Raw genomic sequence first — 6,159 nt, forward strand, 5'->3', positions numbered from 1 at the left:
ACGTGCGTGCCCGGCCTTCGCCGTGTGCGGAAGGCGTCAGCCCGCGGCGATCTCGATCACCGCGAGGTTCTTCTTGCCCCGGCGCAGCACCAGCCACCGCCCGTACAGCAGGTCTTCGGCGGCGGGCAGGGCGTCACCGTCGGTGATCTTGGCGTTGTTCAGGTAGGCGCCGCCCTCGTTCACCGTGCGGCGGGCACCCGACTTGCTCGGCGCGAGACCGGCCTCGACCAGCAGGTCCACCAGCGGCGCCGGCTCGGCGAGCTTCGCGTGCGGCAGCTCGGAGAGCGCCGCACCCAGCGTCGCCTCGTCCAGCTCACCCAGCTCGCCCTGGCCGAACAGCGCCTTCGACGCGGCGATGACGGCCGCGCACTGGTCGGCGCCGTGCACCAGGGCGGTCAGCTCCTCGGCCAGCGCGCGCTGCGCCGCACGAGCCTGCGGACGCTCCTCGGTGACCTTCTCCAGCTCCTCCAGCTCCGCCTGCGACTTGAAGCTGAGGATGCGCATGTACGGCGAGATGTCGCGGTCGTCGACGTTCAGCCAGAACTGGTAGAAGGCGTACGGGGTCGTCATCTCCGGGTCCAGCCAGACGGCGCCGCCCTCGGTCTTGCCGAACTTCGTCCCGTCCGCCTTGACCATCAGCGGGGTCGCGAGCGCGTGCACCGTCGCCGCGGGCTCCACCCGGTGGATCAGGTCGATGCCGGCCGTGAGATTGCCCCACTGGTCGCTGCCGCCCTGCTGGAGGACGCAGCCGTGGCGCCGGTACAGCTCCAGGAAGTCCATGGACTGGAGCAGCTGGTAGCTGAACTCGGTGTAGCTGATGCCCTCCTGGGACTCCAGGCGGCGGGCCACCGAGTCCTTGGTCAGCATCTTGTTGACCCGGAAGTGCTTGCCGATGTCCCGCAGGAACTGGATCGCGGACATGCCCGCGGTCCAGTCCAGGTTGTTCACCATGACCGCGGCGTTCTCGCCCTCGAAGGACAGGAACGGCTCGATCTGCGAGCGCAGCCGGGTCACCCAGGCGGCGATGGTCTCCGGGTCGTTCAGCGTGCGCTCGGCGGTCGGACGGGGGTCGCCGATCTGACCGGTCGCCCCGCCCACCAGCGCCAGCGGCCGGTGGCCCGCCCGCTGGAGCCGGCGCATCGTGAGCACCTGGACCAGGTGGCCGACGTGCAGGCTGGACGCGGTCGGGTCGTAGCCGCAATAGAAGGTGACCGGACCGTCGCCAAGAGCCTTGCGCAGGGCGTCCTCGTCAGTGGACTGGGCGAACAGCCCGCGCCACTTGAGCTCGTCGACGATGTCCGTCACGGTTCCGTGTCTCCTTAGCGTCTGAACAGTGGGCCTCCGTGCCTGGTGGGCCCACGCCCGGCCAGTCTAAGCGGTGTCCCGGGCCGCCCCCGATGGGTTTACGGGGCGGGCCCGGCTCAGACCCCCTGGCTGACCGAACTCATGTGGAAGTCCGGCACGCGCAGTGCGGGCATCGCGGCGCGGGTGAACCAGTCGCCCCACTCGCGCGGCAGCGTCCGCTCGGTGCGACCGGCCTCCGAGGCACGGGAGAGCAGGTCGACGGGCGACTCGTTGAACCGGAAGTTGTTCACCTCACCGACCACCTCGCCGTCCTCCACCAGATAGACCCCGTCCCGGGTCAGGCCGGTCAGCAGCAGCGTCGCCGGATCGACCTCGCGGATGTACCAGAGGCAGGTCAGCAGGAGTGCCCGGCCGGTGGTGGCCGCGACCATCTCGTCCAGCGTCCGCTCGCCGCCGCCCTCCAGCAGCAGGTTGTCGATCGCCGGTGCCACCGGGAGCCCGGTCAGGGCCGCCGTGTGCCGGGTGGTGGTCAGCCGCTCCAGCCGACCGCCGGCCATCCAGTCGGTCGGCTCCAGCGGCAGCCCGTTGTCGAAGACCGACGCCCCGTCCCCCGAGGAGTGCGCGATCACGAACGGGGCCGACTCCAGCCCCGGCGCGTGCGGGTCGCTGCGCAGGGTCAGCGGCAGCCGCGCGAGCTTCTCGCCCAGCCGCGTCCCGCCCCCCGGCCGGGAGAACACCGTCCGGCCCTCGGTGGCGTCCCGGGCCGTCGAGGACCAGATCTGGTAGATCAGCAGGTCCGCCACCGCGGTCGGCGGCAGCAGGGTCTGGTACCGGCCTGCCGGCAGCTCGATCCGCCGCTCTGCCCAGCCGAGGCGCCGGGCCAGCTCCGCGTCGAGGGCCGCCGGGTCGACGTCCTTGAAGTCCCGGGTCGCCCGGCCCGCCCACGCGGACCGGGAGCGGTCCGGCGATTTGGCGTTCAGCTCCAGCGTGCCGTTCGGCTGGTCGTGCCGCAGCCTCAGCCCCGCGGAGGTGCCGAGGTAGGTCGAGGTCATCTCGTGGTGCGCGAAGCCGTACAGCTCCCGGCCGCCCTCGCGGGCCCGGGCGAAGGCCTCGCCGAGCGCCGGGGCGAAGTCGGCGAAGACGTCCGGGCCGGTCTCGGCGGGGGCGTCGGTGAAGTCCGCGCAGACCGGTACGCCGGTGACCGGCGGCTGTGCGTCCTCGGCCGGGCCTGCCGCGCGGGCCGCCGCCTCGGCCGCCCGTACCAGCGACTCCAGGTCGTCGGCGGTGACGCCGGCGCGCGAGACGACACCGGAGGCGGTCCCCTCGGAGCCCTCCACGGTGGCGACGACCGTCAGCGTCCGGCCCCGGGTCACACCGTTGGTGGTGAGGGCGTTGCCCGCCCACCGCAGATTCGCCGAGGAGGTCTCGTCGGCGATGACCACCAGGCTGTCGGAGGTGGACAGTCCGAGTGCGCGCTCGACGATCTCGTACGGCTTGCTCGCGCGGCTCATCGGCCCGCCTCCTGCGTCGTGTTGAGGATGTTCACGCCCCGGAAGAGAGCGGAGGGGCAGCCGTGCGAGACGGCCGCGACCTGGCCCGGCTGGGCCTTTCCGCAGTTGAAGGCGCCGCCCAGCACGTACGTCTGCGGGCCGCCGACCTTCTCCATCGAGCCCCAGAAGTCCGTGGTGGTCGCCTGGTACGCGACGTCCCGCAGCTGACCGGCGAGCCGGCCGTTCTCGATGCGGAAGAAGCGCTGCCCGGTGAACTGGAAGTTGTAGCGCTGCATGTCGATCGACCAGGAGCGGTCACCGACCACGTAGATCCCGCGCTCGACCCCGCCGATCAGATCCTCGGTGGAGAGCCCGCCCGGGTCCGGCCGCAGCGAGACGTTGGCCATCCGCTGCACCGGCACATGGCCCGGCGAATCGGCGTAAGCGCAGCCGTTGGACCGGCCGAGGCCACTCAACTTGGCGATTCTGCGGTCGAGTTGGTAGCCGACGAGAGTGCCTTCCCTGACCAGGTCCCAGGACTGCGCCTCGACGCCCTCGTCGTCGTACCCGATCGTCGCCAGCCCGTGTTCGGTCGTCCGGTCGCCCGTCACGTTCATCGCGGGGGAGCCGTACGCCAGCTTCCCCAGCTGGTCGAAGGTGGCGAACGACGTCCCGGCGTAGGCCGCCTCGTACCCCAGTGCCCGGTCCAGCTCGGTGGCGTGGCCGATCGACTCGTGGATGGTCAGCCAGAGGTTCGACGGGTCGACGACCAAGTCGTACGTCCCCGCCTCCACGCCCGGCGCCCGCATCTTCTCGGCCAGCAGTTCCGGGATGCGCTCCAGCTCGTCGTCCCAGTCCCAGCCGGTGCCGGTCAGGTACTCCCAGCCGCGGCCCGCCGGCGGCGCGAGCGTCCGCATCGAGTCGAAGTCGCCCGTCGCGGAGTCCACCGCCACGGCCGTCAGCTGCGGATGCAGCCGCACCCGCTGCTGGGTGGTGACCGTGCCGGCGGTGTCCGCGTAGAACTTGTTCTCGTGGACGGTCGTCAGCGAGGCGTCCACGTGCGCGACCCCGGCCGCCGCGAGCAGCCGCCCGCTCCACTCGGCGAGCAGCCCGGTCTTCTCCCCGACGGGTACGGAGAACGGGTCGATCCCGTAACGGGAGACCCAGGTCCGCTCCCCGTGCACCGGCTCGTCCGCCAGCTCGACCCGCTCGTCACTGCCCGCCGCCGCGATCACCTTCGCCGACAGCTTCGCCATGGCGACGGCCTGCGAGGCCACCTTCGCCGCCGCGTCCATCGTCAGGCCGACGCCGGACGCGAACCCCCACGCCCCGCCGTGCACGACCCGCACCGCGTACCCGAGGTCGGTGGTGTCCGAGGAACCGGAGGGGCGGGCGTCGCGCAGCCGCAGCGTCGCGCTCCGCACCCGCTCGAAGCGGAAGTCCGCGTGGGTGGAGCCGAGCGCGCGGGCCCGTGCGAGGGCCGCGTCGGCGAGGGCCCGAAGGGGCAGGGCGAGAAACGACGGGTCGATGTCATGGGCCACGGACGGCCTCCCTTGCGCTGTGGAATCGTGCCCGGGGTGGAAGTCAATCACGGTGCGACGGGGGCGTGATGGACGGTTGCGGGCGTCACGCGCCGTGGCCGCCAAAGCGGCGTCCGGCACCCGCCGAGGGCTGCCCGGCACGCTCCCGCGGCCGGACCCGACTGTAGAAACCCCACAGCACCTCGCACGAGCCACTGTCAGGGCCCGATTCTCCGTACACCGCACCGTAACGATAGGTTTTCGGCGTACCAGACCGTCAAGGAAAGGGTGATCCGTTGAGCCGCTCGGTTCTCGTCACCGGAGGAAACCGGGGCATCGGCCTCGCCATCGCCCGCGCCTTCGTCGACAACGGCGACAAGGTGGCCATCACGTACCGCTCCGGCGAGCCGCCGGCCGAGCTCACCGAGGCGGGTGTGCTCGCGGTCCGCTGCGACATCACCGACGTCGAGCAGGTGGAGCAGGCCTACAAGGAGATCGAGGAGAAGCAGGGTTCCGTCGAGGTGCTGGTGGCCAACGCCGGCATCACCAAGGACCAGCTCCTCATGCGGATGTCGGAGGAGGACTTCACGTCCGTCGTCGACACCAACCTCACCGGCACCTTCCGTGTGGTCAAGCGCGCCAACCGGGCCATGCTGCGCGCGAAGAAGGGCCGCGTGGTCCTCATCTCCTCCGTCGTGGGCCTCCTCGGCTCGGCAGGACAGGCCAACTACGCCGCCTCCAAGGCGGGACTGGTCGGGTTCGCCCGGTCGCTGGCGCGTGAGCTCGGCTCGCGGAACATCACTTTCAACGTCGTCGCACCCGGTTTCGTCGACACCGACATGACGCAGGTGCTCACCGAGGAGCAGCGCAAGGGCATCGTCGCCCAGGTGCCGCTCGGCCGCTACGCGCGGCCCGAGGAGGTCGCCTCGGCGGTCCGGTTCCTCGCCTCCGACGACGCGTCGTACATCACTGGAGCCGTCATCCCCGTTGACGGCGGATTGGGCATGGGTCACTGATCACCATGAGCGGAATTCTCGACGGCAAGCGCATCCTCATCACCGGGGTGCTGATGGAGTCGTCCATCGCGTTCCACACCGCGAAGGTGGCCCAGGAGCAGGGCGCGGAGATCATCCTCACCGCCTTCCCCCGCCCCACCCTGACCGAGCGCATCGCCAAGAAGCTCCCCAAGCCCGCGAAGGTCCTGGAGCTCGACGTCACCAACGCCGAGCACCTCGACCGCCTCGCCGGCCTGGTCCGCGACGAGCTCGGCACGCTGGACGGCGTCGTCCACTCCATCGGCTTCGCGCCGCAGGACGCCCTCGGCGGCAACTTCCTGAATACCCCGTTCGAGTCGGTCGCCACCGCGATGCACGTCTCGGCGTTCTCGCTGAAGTCGCTCGCGATGGCCTGCAAGCCGCTGATGGCGGAGGGCGGTTCGATCGTCGGTCTCACCTTCGACGCGCAGTTCGCGTGGCCGCAGTACGACTGGATGGGCCCGGCGAAGGCCGCGCTGGAGGCCACCTCCCGCTACCTCGCCCGTGACCTCGGCGCGGACAACATCCGCTGCAACCTGATCTCCGCCGGTCCTCTCGGCTCGATGGCCGCGAAGTCCATCCCGGGCTTCGGCGACCTCGCGAAGGTCTGGGACACCCGTTCCCCGCTGGCCTGGGACATGACCGACCCGGAGCCGGCCGGCCGCGGCGTGGTCGCGCTCCTCTCGGACTTCTTCCCGAAGACCACGGGCGAGATCATCCACGTCGACGGTGGCGTGCACATGATCGGCGCCTGACCCGTACGGACCCTCTGTCGGCCGCGCACCCGCATCCGGATCTCCTCCGGCGGGG

Annotated in this window: 5 protein-coding genes; 2 read left to right on the forward strand and 3 right to left on the reverse strand. The window is 71.1% G+C overall.

The genetic code is table 11. From position 1 onward, the window contains the following. Positions 1-36: 36 nt before the first annotated feature. The 3 genes from tyrS to ACFWEP_RS30145 form a co-directional block, all read right to left on the reverse strand. Positions 37-1,305 (reverse strand): tyrosine--tRNA ligase, encoded by a 1,269-nt coding sequence (tyrS, locus tag ACFWEP_RS30135; protein WP_387374766.1) that lies wholly within the window; start codon positions 1,303-1,305, stop codon positions 37-39. Between the two features lie 116 nt (positions 1,306-1,421). Then, positions 1,422-2,816, reverse strand: coding sequence for a metallopeptidase TldD-related protein (locus ACFWEP_RS30140; protein ID WP_387374767.1), 1,395 nt, complete (start codon positions 2,814-2,816; stop codon positions 1,422-1,424). After that, entirely contained in the window at positions 2,813-4,336 is a 1,524-nt protein-coding gene (locus ACFWEP_RS30145) for a TldD/PmbA family protein (RefSeq protein ID WP_387374769.1), read from the reverse strand. Before ACFWEP_RS30145 ends, ACFWEP_RS30140 begins: the two co-directional genes overlap by 4 nt. Positions 4,337-4,611: 275 nt before the next feature. Between ACFWEP_RS30145 and fabG the strand changes: the two genes are divergently transcribed. Then, positions 4,612-5,331: a 3-oxoacyl-[acyl-carrier-protein] reductase gene (gene fabG, locus ACFWEP_RS30150; RefSeq protein ID WP_387374770.1), complete on the forward strand. Its 720-nt coding sequence runs from the start codon at positions 4,612-4,614 to the stop codon at positions 5,329-5,331. Between the two features lie 5 nt (positions 5,332-5,336). Continuing rightward, the gene (gene fabI / locus ACFWEP_RS30155; protein ID WP_387374772.1) at positions 5,337-6,104 is read left to right on the forward strand and encodes an enoyl-ACP reductase FabI; all 768 of its coding nucleotides are present in this window, start codon (positions 5,337-5,339) and stop codon (positions 6,102-6,104) included. Positions 6,105-6,159: the final 55 nt, after the last annotated feature.

Source organism: Streptomyces sp. NPDC060198 (assembly GCF_042728415.1).
Lineage (GTDB): Bacteria > Actinomycetota > Actinomycetes > Streptomycetales > Streptomycetaceae > Streptomyces.

Bases quoted from the DNA above. Each gene is read 5' to 3' on its own strand.
- ACFWEP_RS30140 (WP_387374767.1), bottom strand. From the start codon at position 2,816: ATGAGCCGCGCGAGCAAGCCGTACGAGATCGTCGAGCGCGCACTCGGA.
- fabI (WP_387374772.1), top strand. From the start codon at position 5,337: ATGAGCGGAATTCTCGACGGCAAGCGCATCCTCATCACCGGGGTGCTG.